Here is a 17,771-nt window from a genome sequence, read left to right on the forward strand (position 1 = left end):
AGACTCCAGCACATAATACCCCGGCTCCTCTTCTTTCGTTGACACCATGTACTCTCTCGTTTTCTCGTCCTGAAACGCTGGAACTTGCGGCAGGTCTTTTGGATCCATGTCTTTTGGTTTTACAGCTTCTGTTTTATTGTCATTTTTTTTGTTTTTTTCATTGTCGTTCATACTGCATCCTCCTGTTAGGGCTAGTAATAAGCTGAAGCAAATAAAGATGATCTTTTTCATTACGAACCTCCAAGGGTTTTTTGAGCTGATTAATCAAAATCATACTAATGACCCTGTTTCAAAGTGATTATTTTATCCTTATTCATGTTACAACATGGAATAAATTTGATAAATAGGAAAATAGACTCGGTTTACACCAATAAACAGAAAGGAGTGCTTAAGATACGGGTTAAATTTCTCTTACTCGAAAAAACGCTGTTTCCCTTGGCAGTCTTTGAGCGATTACTACTTCTGTTTCGAATAAAACCTCTTCGAGATAAACAATTCTTTGACATCAGTGTTTGTATTTTTCTCTTACCCATCGCCAAAGGTAACAGAATTTATTATTCTTTTAACCTGTTCTTCATTTGCTTTTGGATCTGGTTTGCATGTCTGTGCATTGGCAGAGCAGCTAAACATAAAAGAATATTCCATACCTAAATCATCTTGTTTTTTTGATTTTATATACCCAAGATAGATATAAGATGGTTTTTCTTCTTTGTCGAAGAATTCTTGTTTTGAAGCAAAGTAAATATCCTTGTCCTCCGCTTCTAATTTTTCAAAATGACCTTTGTATTCATTTTTACCGCTAACGATATCCAACATAGTCTCCGGATCATTTATAAATGATTCATTTTGATAAAACTTTACTGAAGCATTCATGACTATATTCGTTTTTTTATTCACACTGTCAAAAAATAGTGATTCGTTTTTCTTTGAAGTTTCAGAGTCTGAGTACTCCCCATTCTCCGGAAACAACATCCTAAATCCTTTCAGCTTAGACTCCAGCACATAATACCCCGGCTCCTCTTCTTTCGTTGACACCATGTACTCTCTCGTTTTTTCATCCTGAAACGCCGGAACTTGCGGCAGGTCTTTTGGATCCATGTCTTCTGGTTTTACGGCTTTTGTTTTATTGTCATTTGTACTGTTTTTATCAGTTTCATTCATACTGCATCCGCCTAGGGCAAGCAATAAGCTGATGCAAATCAAGATGATCTTTTTCATGGCGACCCTCCAAAAGGTTTAACTAATCAATACTGCTGGTCCGATTGTAAAATAATTCTATAGTGATATGAAACAGGACTTTACTTTTTTATTCCGGTAAACATTCTTATTGCCTATCTCTTCCCTCCTTCTAAAAAGGTGATAGAACGAATCAGAGTATCAGCTCTTTCTCTTGCTTGATCTTCATCCAAAGCACAGGGTTTATCATCTTTTTTACAACGAACTATAAAAGAATATACGATTCCCAGGTATTCTTCACTACTAGATTTTATATATCCAAAATATTGGAAGGAATAATTGTATTTACGAGCACTATTTTTAAAAGTGCTTTTTTTTGATGCTGCATAAACAGTTTTTCCAGCAGTTTTTTCTTTCTTAAAATCACCTTTGTAACCATTCTCATTACTAATTTGGTGCAACATTGTCTCTGGACTATTAATAAAAGTAGATTTGTTATAATAGCTAATTTGTGCATCTAAGAGAATATTTGATTTTTCATTATCGCTTTGAAACCCTATCGATTCGCTATTCTCCCCATTTGACGTAGAATAGTCTGGAAGATACTCGCCATCCCATGGAAACAACATCCTAAATCCTTTCAGCTTAGACTCCAGCACATAATATCCCGGTTCCTCTTCTATCGTTGACACCATATACTCTCTCGTTTTTTCATCTTGAAACGCCGGAACTTGCGGCAGGTCTTTTGGGTTTACGGCTTTTGTTTTATTGTCATTTGTACTGCATCCGGTTGTCAGAGCAAGTAATATGCTGGTGCAAATCAAGATGATCTTTTTCATGATGACCCTCCAAAGGTTTTCTTGTTTCCCCAAAATCATGCTAATCACCTTATTAGATTTCTATAACTTCTTGCGTTCATTGAGGAAACTATTATTAATGGTCGAATTCTAAATCATCAATGAACCGTAATGTTTCGCCCTCATTCTCATTTTCCATCTTATTTCTCCTTTTTATCTATTAAAAAGGTGATAGAATGAATTAATTTCTCAACTTTATTTTTAGCCCTTTCTTCATCTAAATAGCATGGCTGATTTTCATTTTTGCATCCGAAGAAAAAGGTGTATTCAACTCCTAGGTTATCTTTTTCTGTAGATTTCACATACCCAAAGTAACTGTATGAATCATTATATTTTCTATCAATATCGTTAAAGATATCTTTTTTCTTAGCAAAGTAGATATCCGTGTTCTTATTGCTGCTTTTTTTGTATTCGCCTTTGTAATCATTTTTACCACTTACAATATCCAGCATTGTTTCAGGTTCATTCGCAAAACTTTCTTCTTTGTAATAGGTTACATGCCCATCAAACATTACATTGGTGTCTTTGTCAAAACTATTAAATCCAATACTTTCTTTATTTTTCCCAGTCAACGAGGATCTTCTTGATAGATATTTCGCATCTCCCGGAAACAGCATCCTAAACCCTTTCAGCTTAGACTCAAGCACATAATATCCCGGCTCCGCTTCTTTCGTTGACATCATGTATTCTCTCATTTTTTCGTCCTGAAATGCTGGAACTTGCGGCAAGTCTTTTGGGTTTACGGCTTTTGTTTCATTATCATTCATACTGCATCCGCTTGTTAGGACAAGCAATAAGCTGAAACTGATCAAAATGATTTTTTTCATGAAGAGCCTCCATGGTTTTTTGGTTAATTGGCTTTTATGTCCTTAATCAAAAAGTGATTTTTAGCCTGAATTTTAATCTTTGTATTCCGTTTATTTCTCCTGTTTATGATCTAAAAAGGTGATGGATTTCATCTGCTTTTTCACCTGATCTCCTAAATGATCTTGATCTAATGTACAAGGCTTCTTATCATTCGGACATCTAAACATAAATGAAAATACGATACCTGCTTGTTTTTTCTCGGGTGATTTCATATAACCGAAATATCTGTATGAAAAGTTGTATTTGTTTTTCTCGTTTTGAAAATGATTTTTCTTATGAGCAATATAAATATCTTTGTCTTCGTTCTCCAGCTTTTCAAACTTGCCTTTATAACCATTTTCACTGCTAACTTGCTCTAACATTGTCTCAGGAGTATTAATAAAAGAAGTTCCTTGGTAATACTCTATTTGTGCGTTTATCATTTTATTTTTTGGTTTATCGTAACTATCAAATGCGATTATTTCTTCATTTTCATCAAAGCTAGACAAATAGCTTGAATATGTCGCATCCTCCGGAAACAGCATCCTAAACCCTTTCAGCTTAGACTCAAGCAAATAATACCCTGGCTCCGCTTCTTTCGTTGACACCATGTATTCTCTCATTTTTTCGTCCTGAAACGCCGGAACTTTCGGCAGGTCTTTGGGATCCATATCTTTTGGTTTTACGGCTTTTGTTTTATTGTCATTTGTGCTGTTTTTATCAGTGTCATTCATACTGCATCCGCCTGTTAGGGCAAGCAATAAGCTTGTGCAAATCAAAATGATCTTTTTCATGGCGATCCTCCACGGTTTAACTGTTAGATTGTTATTCATATTACAAAATGGAATCAAACGAACAAAAGACCGCCGCGTTCTCTCGGCAGTCTTGATCAGGCATGATTGTTACTCTTTTCTCGAATAAAATATTCTTGAGATAAACAGGCCAATGACTCCTAACAAGATGAATAAGACCGCTCTCCAAACAAGATCAATTGAAGCAGAATCTATTAAAATCATTTTGGCTAGTGTAATGAATAAAAAGATCAGCCCGATTCGGTTCCATGTCTTGTCTTTGGTTGTGTAATAAACAGCGTACATCACAATGACAAAAATAAACCAAGACAGGGATACACCGACGTTTACTGATACGCCGGCAATTCTATCCGTCATCCATATGGATAATTTACTGAAGAATACAAGCATCAGGAATGAAACAGCGTATGAAACAACAATCGTGATTTGTTTATGCTGTATGTTTTTCGAATACAGATAGGCAGAAAATAGTGAGCTGATCAGCACCAGCCAAGAGACGATGCTGAGAACGTGTAATGAATGTGCCGGGTATTGCATCAGGCCGCAGGCTGCCTGGAATAATACAATCACTCCGGCTATGCCGATCAGCCAGCTTTTTTTGCGGTAGGACACGTAACACATCATCATTCCTTGTAACGTGAATATGATGTACAGCAAAATCTCATTTTCATCTAATGCATCCGCTGCTAATACATTAAAATAAATCATAGAAATGAGAAAAAACGTATGTTTGATTTCGGGAAATTCTTTTCTTTTCCAAAAGCTTACCAACAGGTACAACACAAATGCAGCAGTATAAAATGCGTATAATGCTGTATCGCTCTTCATATAGAGGACAATTCCTGTGCTGAAAACGACAAAAGCTCCGATGGAAACGGCTGTGAGATAGACAGCTTTTTTAAATTGGCTGTTCGATCGTAAGGCTGAGAGGATCGTAATCGCCTGCTGTAGGATAAATACAGCAAGGGTCCAACCCGTCACCTGTGCATCTGTAAATGATAAGAAAGCAAAAATCGCTAATATGAAAGCATAGTTTGCTATATTCCATGCCACGATGTACTTTTGTTTGACGGTCTCATACATCAAGCCTGCGAAAACCAATGCCTCATATACATAAAAGATGTATTCGTTCCCATGTTCCCCGCCAAATAAAAAAGGATACAAGTAAACACCTGCGCCGATAATCGCAATCAGTGTTTGTGATCGATACTTTCTTGATATGTACACTCCGCCTGCAACACCTGCCGCAAGAAGGATCATGGTAAGCGGGGTCGGTATGATCTGGTACAGCATATTCCCCGCAAATAGGGAAACTATGTAGACAATATTACTGCCCGCCAATAATGAAATACTCAGCACACTGCTATTTTTCTTATATTGCCTGCTTCCGAGAACATATAGCACTATGGAGACAATCAGTCCTGCAGCCACCCTCATATATGTGTTGACCCATCCTTTTTCAGCAGCCGCCGCAAACGCCCAAATCATGCCAAGAAGAAAAACAAAAATAAAGATCTTTGGAAGCCAATTTCCCGCCAAGTTTTCTAACGTGCGGTTTTCTTTTGGCGGAGCCGGCGTCTTTTTTGGAACTTCGGCTTCTTTGTTGATTTTTGGGTTCTCTTCCGTTTTGACGATGGCTTGTTCTTTCTTGCTTCTAGAAAGGTATAGGATCTCCCTTTTGACACTTTCCAGTTCTTGTTCCAAGCGCCCAACTCTTTTGTTCAGTTCATCAATTTTTTTGTTCACCATTCTCTCCCCATTTTCGAATAATTAGCAGCCGCTTTTTCATGATATGATTCTTCCTCACTCTCCTTACCGGTTCGTATAAAATCATCCTAAAGACCTGTTGTCCATTCAGGATTTTCATCCTTTATTATGTTACATCAGGAAAATTTACGATGAATAGGAAATTTGATTGATTTTTTGTATTTATTCTCATAAACATAGATATTTTTCATTTCATTTACTGGAATAACGACAAAGAGATCCGTCATAAAGATGCATAAAAAAAGGAGCTGTCATCTATACAGCTCCCATGCTCTTATTTCTCAGTATGTCGTTTCTTCAATACATCGAGCACATCATCCAGCGGCAGGGCTTGTTCTCTGAGCAGGACAAGCAGGTGATACAGCAGGTCTGCCGCTTCCCATTTGAGCTCCTCGTGGTCTCGGTTTTTCGCGGCAATGATGACTTCAGATGCTTCTTCACCGACTTTTTTCAAAATCTTATCGACGCCTTCTCTGAAAAGGTATGTCGTGTAAGCTCCTTCAGGCATTTCCGCTTGGCGTTCCGCGATTACGCGTTCCAGCTCGTTCATAATGTCAAATCGGCCGGCAGCCTGTTCTTCTGTTTGTTCCTTTGTAAAACAGCTGTAGCTGCCAGTGTGGCATGCCGGGCCTGAGGGTTCTACGAGCACGAGCAGTGCGTCTTGGTCACAGTCATACCGGATTTCTTTGACGGCTTGCGTGTTGCCTGAGGTTTCTCCTTTATGCCATAACGCTTGGCGAGAGCGGCTGTAAAACCATGTTTCTTTCGTTTCCAGCGTTTTTTCGTACGATTCCTTGTTCATATAGGCAAGTGTCAGTACTTCCTTACTTGCCGCATCCTGCACGATGGCAGGGATTAACCCGTCCTCATTAAAACGCAGTTCATCTGCCTGTTTCATCTCACATTCACCCCGTACTCTTTTAAGTATGATTTCACTTCTTTAATCGATGTTTCTTTATAATGAAAAATAGAGGCGGCCAGCGCGGCGTCGGCTTCTCCTTTTGTAAAAGCCTCAAGCATATGCTGCGCGTTTCCCGCACCTCCCGAAGCGATAACAGGTACTGGGACAGAATCAGAAACAAGCTTTGTCAGCCTGTGGTCAAAGCCTTTTTTCTCACCGTCAGAGTCCATGCTTGTCAGCAGGATTTCTCCAGCTCCGCGTTTGACACCTTCTTTTGCCCATCTCGTTACTTCCCAATCTGTTTTCTTTCTGCCGCCGTGTGTGTAGACCTTATATGTTCCGGATTCTTGGTCATACTTGGCATCGATGGCAAGGACGATACATTGCGAACCGAAAAACTCGGCTCCTTCTGTAATCAGCTCTGGGCGGAGAACAGCTGCCGTATTCACCGACACTTTGTCCGCGCCGGCACGCAGAAGTGTTTTCATATCGCTGAGCTGATTGATGCCGCCGCCGACTGTAAATGGAATGGCGAGCTTCGCGGCGACCTGCTCCACAACGTCAACCATTGTTTTGCGTCCTTCATGCGAGGCAGAAATATCAAGAAAAACGAGTTCATCGGCCCCTTCCCGGTCGTACACTTCGGCGAGTTCAACCGGATCACCGGCATCCTTTAATTCGAGAAATTGAATTCCTTTGACAACGCGTCCTTCTTTGACATCAAGACATGGAATAATCCGTTTTGTGATCATTTGCGCTTCACCCTTTCAAGCGCCTCGCTCAGCGTAAACTGATTGGTGTACAGCGCTTTTCCGATGATCGCTCCAGACACGCCATCCGCCTGATAGCGGGCGAGGGCTTTAAGATCCGCGACAGAGCTGACTCCGCCGGAAGCAATCACAGATTTACCCGTTTCCTTAGCAAGCTCGACCGTACTGTCAATATTAGGTCCTGACAGCATTCCGTCTGTCGCGATGTCAGTAAAAATAAAGACTTCCGCTCCTTCATTGGCAAGCTCTTTACCGAGTTCAGCTGCCTTAAGTGTTGATGTTTCCAGCCAACCCTCAGTTGACACAAAGCCGTTTCTCGCGTCCAGTCCGATTGCAATTTTCCCGCCATATTGTTTCAGCATTTTTTTGACAAACGGAGGATTAGAAACAGCTGAGCTCCCCAGGATGACTCGATCGACTCCTGCTGATAAGTATTCATAAACGTCACTTTCGGAACGGATCCCGCCGCCGATTTCCACTTTCAGGTCCAGCTGTTGCGCAATCTCGATCACATGGCGGTCATTTACTCTTTTTCCTTCTTTGGCGCCGTCGAGATCAACGAGATGAATCCATTCAGCACCCTCACTCGCAAACAGTGCGGCCATGTCGTATGGTGAATCGCCGTATATCGTTTCCTGATTATAATCTCCTTGGACAAGGCGGACACATTTGCCGTTTCTCATATCAATTGCCGGATATAAAGTAAATGCACTCATTTTTTCACCTTCTGTTCTGCTGCCATTTTCGTGAATTGGGTTAAAATCGACATTCCGACCGTGCTGCTTTTTTCCGGATGGAATTGGGCGCCGAAGACGTTCCCTTTTCCGACTACAGCAGGCACTCTCACCCCATAATCGGCGCTTGCCAGAAGTGCGGCCTCTTCCATCCCGTCAATGTAATACGAATGCACGAAATAAGCGTAGCCTTGTTCTGTTTCAGCCAATAGCGGAGATTCGTTATGAAAGGAAAGACGGTTCCATCCCATATGCGGGACCTTCAGCTTGTTTCCTTTCTCATCTTCTGCTTTTAGCCTGACCGCTTTTCCTTTTAACAGCGCTAAGCCTGAGGCGGTGCCGTTTTCTTCGCTTTGGTCAAATAACAGCTGCATGCCGAGGCAGATCCCGAGAAGCAATCTCCCTTCTGACACCATCTCGTGAATCAACTGATCGAGCTTCGCGCTGCGCAAATTATCCATCGCATCGCCAAATGAACCGACTCCCGGCAAAATAAAGGCATCGGCTTCTTTCAGCTCCTCCGGCTTTTCAGAAACAAAGTACGGCACGCCGACACGCTCAAGCGCCTTTGAGACACTGTATAAATTGCCCATTCCGTAATCTATCACACCGATCATTTACAGCATCCCTTTCGTTGACGGTATTCCTTTAACACGCGGATCAATCATTGTCGCTTCATCAAGCGCACGCCCCAGCGCTTTAAAAACAGCTTCAATCATGTGGTGGGTGTTTGTGCCGTAATGAACGATGACGTGCAGATTCATCCGTGCTTCAAGCGCCAGCTTCCACAAAAATTCATGTACCAGCTCTGTATCAAAGGTTCCGACTTTAGCTGCCGGGAAGTCACCGCGCATTTCCAAGTGCGGGCGATTGCTTAAATCGATGACAACTTGAGCAAGTGCTTCATCCATCGGCACAAATGCCGATCCGTAGCGTTTGATTCCTTTTTTATCGCCCAAGGCCTCGAGCAGCGCCTGCCCTAAACAGATGCCAATGTCTTCAGTCGTATGGTGATCATCGATATCAACATCACCTTTTGCGTTAATGGCAAGATCGAATTGCCCGTGTTTCGTGAACAAATCCAGCATGTGCGTCATAAACGGCACGTCTGTTTGAATATCCGCTTGTCCTTCGCCGTCAATTGCAAATGCCAGTTCAATATCTGTTTCGTTTGTTTTTCTGGCGCGTTCCGCTTTTCTCATTTTGAATTCCTCCGTTCTCTCGCTTCAATTGATCTGGCATGGGCTTCTAATCCTTCGAGTCTGGCAAAAGCCGCGATACTTTCGGCATGTTCTTCAAAGGCTGATTGGCTGTAAGAAATAATGCTCGATTTCTTTTGGAAATCCGTTACGTTTAATGGACTGGAAAATCTGGCTGTTCCGTTTGTCGGAAGCACATGGTTCGGTCCGGCAAAATAATCGCCGACAGGCTCAGGGCTGTATCTGCCTAAGAAAATCGCACCTGCGTGTTTGATTCTGCCAAGCAAAGCTTCGGGAGACTGTGTAATGATTTCTAAGTGCTCCGGTGCAAGTGTATTAACGATATCAATCGCATCATCCATTGTTTCCGCCACATAGATACAGCCGTAATCACTCACTGAAGCTTCCGCTATTTCTCGTCGCGGCAAGGTTTTCAGCTGCTCGTTCACCTTGGCTGAAACCGCCTCGGCAAGCGCTATGGAATCTGTGACAAACACGCATGAGCTGAGCTTATCGTGTTCCGCCTGTGAAAGCAGGTCGGCGGCAACTTCACGCGGAATCGCTGTTTCATCAGCCAGTACGACGATTTCACTCGGTCCGGCAATCATATCAATATCGACATCGCCAAACACTTCTCGTTTGGCAAGCGCCACATAAATATTTCCCGGACCTGTGATTTTATCCACCGGCTCAATGGTTTCAGTTCCATACGCCAGCGCTGCAATCGCTTGAGCGCCGCCCATTTTATAAATGTCTTTTATGCCCAGCTCGGCAGCAGCGACTAAAACACCCGGAGACAGCCGCCCGTCGCTTCCCGGAGGCGTGACGAGAACAATTCTTTCAACGCCCGCTACGAGCGCCGGAATCACATTCATCAAAACAGATGAGGGATATGCGGCCGTTCCCCCCGGCACATAGACGCCCGCGGAATCAAGCGCGGTCACTTTCTGCCCCAGCATTGTGCCGTCCTTTCTGTGGTAAAACCATGAAGATTGCAGCTGTCTTTCGTGATATTCCCTAATATTTTCGATTGCCTGCCTAATCACCTGAAGCAGCTGAGAATCCAGCAAAGTGTACGCTTCCTCTATCTCTTCTTTTGTAACAAGCGGGCTGTTTATTTCGATGCCGTCAAATTTCGCCGTGTAGCTGCGGACCGCCTGATCACCGTTTGCTTTCACATCGTCAATAATGGATCGGACCGCTTTTCTCTGCTCTTCCGTTCCGGCATCTATTGAACGCTTGAGAGAAAGGCGTTCTGCCCCGCTGATGGTTTTCATCTTCATTTTGCCGTTTCTCCTTCCACGACGAGGGATAATCGGGATGCCATTTCGTCAATCACATCGTCTTTCATGCGATAGCTTACCGGGTTGACAATAAAGCGAGATGTAATGTCACAAATGTGCTCCGTTTCAATAAGCCCGTTTTCTTTCAGCGTCTGTCCTGTGGAAACAATGTCCACGATCCGATCCGCAAGTCCAATGAGCGGGGCCAACTCGATTGACCCGTTAAGCTTAATGATTTCGACTTGTTCACCCTGCTCTCTAAAATAACCGGAAGCCACATTCGGATACTTTGTCGCGATTCTCGGCGCTACGCCGCTCCAGTCTGTATCCGGAAGTCCGGCGACTGCCAAGTGGCATTTGCTGATTTTCAAATCCAGCACCTCATACACATCGCGTTCCTCCTCCAGCATGACATCCTTGCCAGCAATTCCGACGTCTGCCACACCATGCTCCACATATGTTGTCACGTCCATCGGCTTTGCTAATATGAAACGGAGATTTTCCTCCGGTACATCGATGATCAGTTTTCTCGAATCTTCAAACTCCTCAGGGAGCTTGTAGCCCGCCTGCCTCAGCAGCCCTGCCGCTTCTTCAAATATCCGGCCCTTTGGCATCGCCATTGTGAGTAACTTACCCATTTTGCTCTTCCTTTCTGGCACCGATAAAATAGGTGACGTTTGCAAAAGATTTTGTCATCTGATCAATGTTTTCAATTCCCGATAAATCTTGAAGAACCACTTTGTTCCCTTTCATACGTGCTTCATTCGCGTAGGCGATGGCTTGCGCACGCTGCTCTTTGCTGAAAATAACAGCGTCTATTTCACAAGATTCGTCTTTCACATGAAGCGCTTCAAGCAGCCGGTCGATTCGAAGCCCGAAGCCTGTCGCCGGGGCGGGTGAATCAAAATGACCCAGAAGCTTGTTGTAACGGCCGCCGCTTCCAATGACAAAGCCGACATTTTCGGCGTACACCTCAAATAAAATGCCTGTGTAATAGCTCATGTGACTGACCATATTCAGATCAAGGCGGACATTTTCCGTACATCCGTAATCCTCAAGAATGTCCCAGAGCGCCTTCAGCTCATCAACCACGCTTCTTCCTTGTACGGAATCAACGATTTCCTCTGCACGTCTGCAAACTTCTATTCCGCCCCGCAGTTCAAGAAGCTCGAGCAGCCTGTTTTTATCAATGGAGGAAAGCGGAAGAGATTTGACGTGCTCTCTGTAGCCGACGTAATTCTTCTCGTATAAAAATCTCCGCAGCACATCAGCGCGTTCAACGTTACCGAGCACCTCAACAAACAGGGCATCCGCAATGCCGGCGTGGCCAATGGCAATTTTAAAGGAAGCCAGCCCGACCCTTTTTAATGCGCCGACGACTAAAGCAATGACCTCTGCATCAGCGCTTGTCGTGCCGTCACCGATTAATTCCACTCCGACCTGCTCGAATTCAGCGGGGCGTCCGCCTTCACGTTCCTGTGCCCTGAACACATTTGCCGCATATCCGACTCTGAGCGGATGATCGTTTTTCAGAAGCTTTGACGCCGCCACCCTTGCAATCGGTCCAGTCATATCCGGGCGAAGCACCAATGTTTTGCCGTCCTGATCAAGAAGCTTAAACAGCCGCTGCTCTTCAATTGCAGACTGGACACCAACGGTATCGTAAAACTCCAGTGTCGGCGTTTCCATAAATTGATATCCCCATTTATTGATCAAATCGGTTAACGATTGTCTCACCTTTTTTTTCGTTTCGTATAAACCAGGCAGTGTATCCCTCATGCCATGCGGTTTTTCAAACATAAACATTAACCCGAGCACCTCCGTTGCCATCGTTTGAAGGAAAATTCCGAATCCTTTAGTTCGCTAATATGATAATATGTTAGCAGATGAAAGAGTGAAAATCAACGCTTAACTTTACCAGGGAATTTTTTCGTTCAGATTTCCTCCTCATAATAAAAGAAGCATGAATAAATCATGAAAGGTGCGTCATATCTCAAATTCTTTGTGTTTGGCGTGCTATAATACAAATCAAATAGAGAACAAGGAGATAAAGATGAAAACACTGCGAACTCTATGTGTCCTGATCATTCTTTCAGGCGTTATTTTTTTCGGACTTAAAATAGATGCAAAAAATATAGATATTCCTTTTTTGGACAGCCTTAAAAAAGTGGTTTTTGAAAGCAATACGGACACAGCCGCAAACAGCGAAAAGAAGCTGAAGGGAAGCGCAAAACCGCTGGATGTCGTCCTTTATAACCAAATGGATGCACCTCGGCTCTATAACGGCTGTGAAGTCACAAGCCTTGCGATGGTGCTAAAATACGCTGGATACAACGTGTCCAAAAACACACTGGCTCACAAGATCACCACAGTGCCTTTGACATACAGCAGCGGATTAAAAGGTGACCCAAATGACGGATTTGTCGGCGATATGGCAAATGGCCCGGGTCTCGGTGTCTACCACGGACCGATCTATCAGCTGGCGAAAACCTATGCCGGAGACAAAGTGTCTGACCTGACTGGCAAAGGCATTTCCGCTGTTTATCAACAGCTTGAGAAGGGCAATCCCGTTTGGGTCATTACGACAGCCAGCTTTGCGCCAGTTGACAACATGCAGACATGGAAAACGCCAAACGGAACAATTGATATTACGTACAGTGAACACAGCGTAGCCGTTACGGGATATGATAAGAAATATGTATATCTCAATGATCCATATGGCTATAAAAACAGAAAAACCGACAGAACGAGCTTTGAAAAAGCGTGGAAACAGATGGGCAGTCAGGCCATCGTGATTCAAAAGTAAACAGCCTGCTTCCACAGTGCCTATGCTCTACCCTGGGCAAAAACGACAATATTCATGCTTTTTGCAGCAATCCCGTAATATCGATTCATTTCCCACCTAACATTTTTTTACATTCAGGCTGTCTGTTTTTATGATGAAAGCAGATTCAGCCTTGCCCGATCTGAGTGAGAGAAGCCGGTGCAAGACGCTGAGGCTTCTCTAAAAAATCGTGTCTATCCTATTTATGTTCGGTTTGTTTGTGGGTTTCAGCCTGTTTCAGTCACCAACTGCTTTTGCAGCTGACAAAGTGGTTCACGAAACAATTATCGTGCCAAAAAATACAACATATGATGGGAAGGGGCAGCGGTTCATGGCGGAAAATTCATTAGACAGCTCGGCGGTTCAACCTTCCACGTTGATGTGATCATCGACAAGCGCACCATCACGAACATGAAAGAAGCAACAGCAAAACAAGCACGGTCAGCATGACAAATACACGCTACTCCAAAAAATGGGTTGGCGTCCACATATTTATGAAAACAACAATACACCAACATAAAAAAAGCCCGCTGATGTTTATTCAGCGGGCTTTTTCAATCTTTCTTGCATTTCTTCCTTCGTATAAATGATTTTCATCGGATTTCCGCCGACAAATGCCCCAGCAGGCACATCCTTATGGACAAGAGTTCCGGCGGACACAACTGCGCCATCCCCTATTTCCACACCGGGCAGAATGGTCGTGTTGGCACCGATCATAACTTCATCTCCGATCATGACTTCGCCGATCCGGTATTCCTGAATCAAATACTCATGGGCCAAAATGGTCGTATTGTATCCGATGATCGTATTTGTTCCGACTGAGATTTTTTCTGGAAACATAATATCAGGCATCACCATGAGAGCAAAGGATGTCTGTTTTCCGACCTCCATCCGCAGCAATGTACGGTACAGCCAGTTTTTCATCCCTATAAACGGTGTATATCTCGCAATTTGAATGACAATAAAATTTTTGACAACCTTCAAAAAAGGCACTGTCTGATAGACATGCCATAGTGAGTTAGCTCCCGAGACCGGATGCCGATCTGTTTTTCTCACAGATTACTTCACTCCAACGATTTGTAATAGATCACTCATTTTCTCAAGCATAAAGTCAGGATCATGTTTCGCCAGTGTTTCCGGCCCTTTAATCGTCCATGCGACTCCAGCCGTTTTTGTTCCGGCGTTTTTCCCTGCCAGCACATCGTGATAATTATCTCCGACCATAATAGCTTCCTCAGGCTCGCTTTCAAGCTGTTTCAGCGCTAAAAGAACCGGCTCAGGATCAGGCTTTGCATTTGTCACATCATCAAGGGTAACGACCGTTTCAAAGAATTCGCCGATTCCCGTCAGCTTGAGTCCCATATTGACAGTATCTCTTAATTTCGTTGTCACAATCCCTAATTTGAAGCCTGCTTTTTTCAATGCATCCAGTGTTTCATACACCGTTTCATATTCAGTCACGAGTGTGTCATGCATATCATGATTGTACGCTCTGTACATGGCGATCATATCATCGCATTTATCAGCGTCCATCGAGGAGAATGTGTCAAAAAGAGACGGCCCGATAAACGCGAGTACATCTTCTCGTTTATATTTGCTCGGATAATAATGCTCCAGTGTATGTAAAAAGGACGCGATAATTAATTCATTCGTATTGATAAGCGTTCCGTCTAAATCAAACAGAATCGTCGTAACTTGTCTGTCGTTCATATTGCTTCCTTTCCAACCGCTGCGGGTTTCCATTTTTTCCATGTGTGCGCAATAGCCATCGTCAGCAGTACTGCTGTGGTGACACGAATCAGAAGAAGAAGCCAGACCGGTATGCCGAGCGGAATAAAGACAAGTGTATCTTCAACGACCGCGTGGCAGGCAACGAGAAAAATAAATGCCAATGTCATATCGCGTCTGCTCACGCCGTCATCTTCGACAGCTTTGATCATCACACCCGCCCCGTAGGCCAGGCCGATCGTCAATCCTGCCACCATCGTCATAGACGTATTTTTATTCATTCCGAGCAGCTGCGTAAACGGCGACAGCCATCTGGAAAACCGATGCAGCCAGCCTAAATCTCTTAAAAACTGAATGATGATCATCAGCGGAATCACAATTGCCGCCAGCTGCAAAACACCGAGTCCGGCTTTCGTTAAAGACTCGGCCAGTATTCCCAGCCAGCCATCAGGCGCCGCGCTCTTCGCGGCGATAAAACCGTACTGCGCCGTTTCCTGTCCGCCATGCCAGATGAGGTTGATGACGATTGCTGACACTGCGGCCAAGCCGATGCGCACCGCCAATATGATGCCTATTCTGATGCCTACCTTTGCAGCAACTGTCGATTCAATAATCAAGTTATGACAGAATGAAAGCATGACAGCTAAAATAAAGACTTCCTTCACAGATAAATCCAATGTCAAAATCCCGGCAATTCCGGCGTACAAATTCAGCATATTTCCGAGTACAAGCGGAATGGCCGCTTCACCAGATAGCCCGAACAATCCCATCACCGGAGTAATCAGCCGTACAAGCCAATCCATGACAGGCGTATGCTGAAGCAACGTAACCAATAGTGTTACCGGGAAAATGACTTTACCGAGTGTCCAAGTTGTTTGAAGACCTGCCGCAAGACCGGCCAGAAAGATCTTCTTCATCCCTCATCCCCCTTTATTGACGTCTAGTCCGCGTACCGCTCCTTCGAGTATCCCTTGACACGTCTAAAGATGATGGCTGCCACAGCCAAAACGATCAATACGATTGAAATCACTTGAGCGATGCGGAGCGCATCAGTCAGCATTAAGCTGTCAGTCCGCATTCCTTCAATAAAGTATCTTCCGATTGAATACCAAATGATATAGATCAAGAACATCTCGCCTCTGTGCAAATTCGCTCGGCGCAGGAGCAGTAAAATGATGACACCGACAAAGCTCCAAAGCGATTCATATAAAAAAGTAGGGTGATAATACTGCCCGTTGATGTACATTTGATTGATGATAAATTCAGGCAGGTGCAGGCTTTCTAAAAAGGCTCTGCTGACTGCCTCGCCGTGCGCTTCCTGGTTCATGAAGTTTCCCCAGCGGCCGATCGCCTGACCGAGCAAAATGCTTGGCGCGGCAATATCCGCAAGCTTCCAGAACGAAAGGTTTTTCACTCTTGAAAAGATATAACCTGTTAAAATGGCGCCGATTAAACCGCCGTGAATGGCAATGCCGCCCTTCCAAATCTTAATGATTTCTCCCGGATGCGCCGCATAATAATCCCATTCAAACGCAACGTAATAAATTCGTGCGCAAATAATCGCAATCGGAATGGCAAACAGGACAAGATCGATAAACGTATCTTTCTGCAGCCCCCGTTTCTCACTTTCCCTCATCGCAATCCAAAGTCCCAGCAAAGCGCCGACACCGATAATGATTCCATACCAATGGACGGCCAGCGGTCCCAGCTGAAAAGCTATCGGATTGAGTGGTTCAATCGCTTCATTCATTTAACGCCAACTCCTATTCGTCTTGTTCACCGTCTTCAATGACGTCCGCCAGCTTGTTGGTAAATTGCTCGGCGGCATTCAGGCCCATCCGCTTCAATCTGAAGTTCATCGCTGCCACTTCGATGATGACTGCGAGATTTCGGCCCGGGCGGACGGGAATCGTCAGTTTTGTAATTTCTGTATCAATGATTTTCATGGTTTCTTCTTCAAGCCCGAGACGGTCGTATTGCTTGCCCTGCTCCCAGAGCTCAAGATTCATGACAATCGTAATTCGTTTATTGCTTCTGACCGCACCGGCGCCAAACAGCGTCATCACATTGATAATGCCCAGCCCTCTGATTTCAAGGAGATGCTCAATTAATTCCGGAGCGTTTCCGACAAGGGTATCCTGATCCTCCTGCCGAATTTCAACGCAATCATCGGCAACAAGGCGGTGCCCTCTTTTTACAAGCTCCAGCGCGGTTTCACTTTTCCCGACGCCGCTTTTTCCCGTAATCAGCACGCCCACACCGTAAATATCGACAAGAACGCCATGAATCGCTGTTGTAGGCGCCAGACGGCTCTCAAGGAAGTTGGTTAAACGGCTGGACAGCCTTGTCGTTTTCAGCGGCGATCTGAGGACAGGCACGCCGTTTTTCTCAGAAGCGTCAATCAGCTCCTGCGGGATAGGCATATCTCTAGAAAGAATAATAGCTGGTGTTACATCAGTGCATAGAGAATCCATTCGCTGCCTTTTATCCTCTTCCGGCAGCTGCTCAAAGAAAGAAAGCTCCGTTTTTCCAAGAAGCTGCACGCGCTCTCTTGGATAATATGTAAAATATCCGGCAATTTCAATGCCCGGTCTTGATAAGTCACTCATTGTAATCGGGCGGTTAACCCCTTCTTCTCCGCTGATTAATTCCAAATTGAACTGATCCATTACGTCTTTTGTGCGAACCTTTGCCACGATATGTTCCTCCTGTTCCGGGCTGCCCCGAGCTTGCTCACAATACTTTCATTTTATCACTTTCGGGCTTGAACCTAAAACAGATTTTATAAAAGACAGGAAAACGCCTCAGCTGGTCTAGATCACTAGTCTGAAAAGAAGTAAAATAAAGGTATTCATATTCCAGAAAGGCGGATTA

20 protein-coding genes and 1 pseudogene are annotated in these 17,771 nt (G+C 44.1%); 2 read left to right on the forward strand and 19 right to left on the reverse strand.

Annotated features, from left to right (window positions below; genetic code table 11):
- The 14 genes from V756_RS01000000122070 to V756_RS0107845 all read right to left on the reverse strand — a co-directional run.
- Positions 1-231, reverse strand: a 231-nt coding sequence (locus tag V756_RS01000000122070) for a YvcA-related protein (protein ID WP_497006352.1), incomplete at its 3' end; no start/stop codon positions are given.
- A gap of 294 nt (positions 232-525) precedes the next feature.
- On the reverse strand, positions 526-1,218 hold the full coding sequence (gene yvcA, locus V756_RS0107785; RefSeq protein WP_024714156.1) for a lipoprotein YvcA: 693 nt from the start codon (positions 1,216-1,218) through the stop codon (positions 526-528).
- A gap of 113 nt (positions 1,219-1,331) precedes the next feature.
- Positions 1,332-2,015: a lipoprotein YvcA gene (gene yvcA / locus V756_RS0107790; RefSeq protein ID WP_024714157.1), complete on the reverse strand. Its 684-nt coding sequence runs from the start codon at positions 2,013-2,015 to the stop codon at positions 1,332-1,334.
- Positions 2,016-2,173: 158 nt separating this feature from the next.
- A complete protein-coding gene (gene yvcA, locus V756_RS0107795; protein WP_024714158.1) occupies positions 2,174-2,860 on the reverse strand; it encodes a lipoprotein YvcA in 687 nt (228 codons plus the stop codon).
- Positions 2,861-2,950: 90 nt separating this feature from the next.
- Positions 2,951-3,673 carry a lipoprotein YvcA gene (gene yvcA / locus V756_RS0107800; protein WP_024714159.1) on the reverse strand — a complete coding sequence of 241 codons (723 nt, stop codon included), beginning with the start codon at positions 3,671-3,673 and terminating at the stop codon, positions 2,951-2,953.
- Positions 3,674-3,781: 108 nt separating this feature from the next.
- Positions 3,782-5,440, reverse strand: a complete 1,659-nt coding sequence (locus V756_RS0107805; protein WP_024714160.1) for a DUF2339 domain-containing protein — start codon at positions 5,438-5,440, stop codon at positions 3,782-3,784.
- Positions 5,441-5,732: 292 nt separating this feature from the next.
- Positions 5,733-6,356: a bifunctional phosphoribosyl-AMP cyclohydrolase/phosphoribosyl-ATP diphosphatase HisIE gene (hisIE, locus tag V756_RS0107810; RefSeq protein ID WP_024714161.1), complete on the reverse strand. Its 624-nt coding sequence runs from the start codon at positions 6,354-6,356 to the stop codon at positions 5,733-5,735.
- Positions 6,353-7,111, reverse strand: a complete 759-nt coding sequence (gene hisF / locus V756_RS0107815) for an imidazole glycerol phosphate synthase subunit HisF (RefSeq protein WP_024714162.1) — start codon at positions 7,109-7,111, stop codon at positions 6,353-6,355. The genes hisIE and hisF overlap by 4 nt, the downstream gene beginning before the upstream one ends.
- Positions 7,108-7,845 (reverse strand): 1-(5-phosphoribosyl)-5-[(5-phosphoribosylamino)methylideneamino]imidazole-4-carboxamide isomerase, encoded by a 738-nt coding sequence (gene hisA, locus V756_RS0107820; protein ID WP_024714163.1) that lies wholly within the window; start codon positions 7,843-7,845, stop codon positions 7,108-7,110. The genes hisF and hisA overlap by 4 nt, the downstream gene beginning before the upstream one ends.
- Positions 7,842-8,480 (reverse strand): imidazole glycerol phosphate synthase subunit HisH, encoded by a 639-nt coding sequence (gene hisH / locus V756_RS0107825; RefSeq protein WP_024714164.1) that lies wholly within the window; start codon positions 8,478-8,480, stop codon positions 7,842-7,844. The genes hisA and hisH overlap by 4 nt, the downstream gene beginning before the upstream one ends.
- Positions 8,481-9,065 (reverse strand): imidazoleglycerol-phosphate dehydratase HisB, encoded by a 585-nt coding sequence (hisB, locus tag V756_RS0107830; RefSeq protein WP_024714165.1) that lies wholly within the window; start codon positions 9,063-9,065, stop codon positions 8,481-8,483.
- The gene (hisD, locus tag V756_RS0107835) at positions 9,062-10,345 is read right to left on the reverse strand and encodes a histidinol dehydrogenase (protein ID WP_024714166.1); all 1,284 of its coding nucleotides are present in this window, start codon (positions 10,343-10,345) and stop codon (positions 9,062-9,064) included. Before hisD ends, hisB begins: the two co-directional genes overlap by 4 nt.
- Positions 10,342-10,983 (reverse strand): ATP phosphoribosyltransferase, encoded by a 642-nt coding sequence (gene hisG, locus V756_RS0107840; protein WP_024714167.1) that lies wholly within the window; start codon positions 10,981-10,983, stop codon positions 10,342-10,344. Before hisG ends, hisD begins: the two co-directional genes overlap by 4 nt.
- Positions 10,976-12,151, reverse strand: a complete 1,176-nt coding sequence (locus V756_RS0107845; RefSeq protein ID WP_024714168.1) for an ATP phosphoribosyltransferase regulatory subunit — start codon at positions 12,149-12,151, stop codon at positions 10,976-10,978. Before V756_RS0107845 ends, hisG begins: the two co-directional genes overlap by 8 nt.
- Before the next feature lie 247 nt (positions 12,152-12,398).
- Here V756_RS0107845 and V756_RS0107850 point away from each other — a divergent pair, with 247 nt between their 5' ends.
- Both V756_RS0107850 and V756_RS1000000123375 read left to right on the forward strand, forming a co-directional pair.
- Positions 12,399-13,151, forward strand: a complete 753-nt coding sequence (locus V756_RS0107850) for a C39 family peptidase (protein ID WP_024714169.1) — start codon at positions 12,399-12,401, stop codon at positions 13,149-13,151.
- A 223-nt stretch (positions 13,152-13,374) separates the two neighbouring features.
- A pseudogene (locus tag V756_RS1000000123375) lies at positions 13,375-13,689 on the forward strand (hypothetical protein).
- Between the two features lie 17 nt (positions 13,690-13,706).
- On the opposite strand, the gene V756_RS0107860 reads toward V756_RS1000000123375, so the two are convergent.
- From V756_RS0107860 to hprK, 5 genes are read right to left on the reverse strand one after another with little or no spacing between them, the layout of a single operon-like run.
- The gene (locus V756_RS0107860; protein ID WP_024714171.1) at positions 13,707-14,225 is read right to left on the reverse strand and encodes an acyltransferase; all 519 of its coding nucleotides are present in this window, start codon (positions 14,223-14,225) and stop codon (positions 13,707-13,709) included.
- Between the two features lie 3 nt (positions 14,226-14,228).
- Positions 14,229-14,879, reverse strand: coding sequence for a pyrophosphatase PpaX (gene ppaX / locus V756_RS0107865; RefSeq protein WP_024714172.1), 651 nt, complete (start codon positions 14,877-14,879; stop codon positions 14,229-14,231).
- Positions 14,876-15,814, reverse strand: coding sequence for a nucleoside recognition domain-containing protein (locus V756_RS0107870; protein ID WP_024714173.1), 939 nt, complete (start codon positions 15,812-15,814; stop codon positions 14,876-14,878). Before V756_RS0107870 ends, ppaX begins: the two co-directional genes overlap by 4 nt.
- 23 nt (positions 15,815-15,837) lie before the next feature.
- Entirely contained in the window at positions 15,838-16,647 is an 810-nt protein-coding gene (lgt, locus tag V756_RS0107875; protein WP_024714174.1) for a prolipoprotein diacylglyceryl transferase, read from the reverse strand.
- A gap of 13 nt (positions 16,648-16,660) precedes the next feature.
- Positions 16,661-17,593, reverse strand: a complete 933-nt coding sequence (gene hprK / locus V756_RS0107880) for an HPr(Ser) kinase/phosphatase (protein ID WP_024714175.1) — start codon at positions 17,591-17,593, stop codon at positions 16,661-16,663.
- Positions 17,594-17,771 lie beyond the last annotated feature (178 nt).

The sequence above is a fragment of the Bacillus tequilensis KCTC 13622 genome (assembly GCF_000507145.1).
GTDB lineage: Bacteria > Bacillota > Bacilli > Bacillales > Bacillaceae > Bacillus > Bacillus tequilensis.

Coding starts and splice junctions, on each gene's coding strand:
- yvcA (WP_024714156.1), bottom strand. CDS start 1,218: ATGAAAAAGATCATCTTGATTTGCATCAGCTTATTGCTTGCCCTAGGC.
- yvcA (WP_024714157.1), bottom strand. CDS start 2,015: ATGAAAAAGATCATCTTGATTTGCACCAGCATATTACTTGCTCTGACA.
- yvcA (WP_024714158.1), bottom strand. CDS start 2,860: ATGAAAAAAATCATTTTGATCAGTTTCAGCTTATTGCTTGTCCTAACA.
- yvcA (WP_024714159.1), bottom strand. CDS start 3,673: ATGAAAAAGATCATTTTGATTTGCACAAGCTTATTGCTTGCCCTAACA.
- V756_RS0107805 (WP_024714160.1), bottom strand. CDS start 5,440: ATGGTGAACAAAAAAATTGATGAACTGAACAAAAGAGTTGGGCGCTTG.
- hisIE (WP_024714161.1), bottom strand. CDS start 6,356: ATGAAACAGGCAGATGAACTGCGTTTTAATGAGGACGGGTTAATCCCT.
- hisF (WP_024714162.1), bottom strand. CDS start 7,111: ATGATCACAAAACGGATTATTCCATGTCTTGATGTCAAAGAAGGACGC.
- hisA (WP_024714163.1), bottom strand. CDS start 7,845: ATGAGTGCATTTACTTTATATCCGGCAATTGATATGAGAAACGGCAAA.
- hisH (WP_024714164.1), bottom strand. CDS start 8,480: ATGATCGGTGTGATAGATTACGGAATGGGCAATTTATACAGTGTCTCA.
- hisB (WP_024714165.1), bottom strand. CDS start 9,065: ATGAGAAAAGCGGAACGCGCCAGAAAAACAAACGAAACAGATATTGAA.
- hisD (WP_024714166.1), bottom strand. CDS start 10,345: ATGAAGATGAAAACCATCAGCGGGGCAGAACGCCTTTCTCTCAAGCGT.
- hisG (WP_024714167.1), bottom strand. CDS start 10,983: ATGGGTAAGTTACTCACAATGGCGATGCCAAAGGGCCGGATATTTGAA.
- V756_RS0107845 (WP_024714168.1), bottom strand. CDS start 12,151: ATGTTTATGTTTGAAAAACCGCATGGCATGAGGGATACACTGCCTGGT.
- V756_RS0107850 (WP_024714169.1), top strand. CDS start 12,399: ATGAAAACACTGCGAACTCTATGTGTCCTGATCATTCTTTCAGGCGTT.
- ppaX (WP_024714172.1), bottom strand. CDS start 14,879: ATGAACGACAGACAAGTTACGACGATTCTGTTTGATTTAGACGGAACG.
- V756_RS0107870 (WP_024714173.1), bottom strand. CDS start 15,814: ATGAAGAAGATCTTTCTGGCCGGTCTTGCGGCAGGTCTTCAAACAACT.
- lgt (WP_024714174.1), bottom strand. CDS start 16,647: ATGAATGAAGCGATTGAACCACTCAATCCGATAGCTTTTCAGCTGGGA.